Annotated in this window: 1 protein-coding gene; it reads left to right on the top strand. The window is 45.7% G+C overall.

Annotated elements, in window-relative coordinates:
- A partial coding sequence (locus Q4528_RS14585) for a hypothetical protein (protein ID WP_303522370.1) occupies window positions 1-258 on the top strand: 258 nt, incomplete at both ends.

Below are 258 nucleotides of genomic sequence, written 5' to 3'. Positions count from 1 at the left end.
GCTAAAAGGGAACCGCCGACAGTTTTCCATTGGTGAGTTCTCAGAAATGAGCTCATTTGAGTTGTTTGCATTGGCTCACCAGTTAGTCGAACTTCTGGTGATCGCCACGACCGATGACGTTGAGTTTTTCCTGACCGCTCTTTTCGGAAACCACTTCAGTGCCAGTAAAGTAAAGAAAATTATTTCAATTTTGTTGGGCTCGAAACGGCTTGTAGAAATTGGGGACTACGGTCATCTCGCAGTGCAAGATGGCAAACC

Source organism: Staphylococcus pasteuri, assembly GCF_030547725.1.
Lineage (GTDB): Bacteria > Bacillota > Bacilli > Staphylococcales > Staphylococcaceae > Staphylococcus > Staphylococcus pasteuri.
This window is presented reverse-complemented; position numbering and strand designations above follow the sequence as displayed.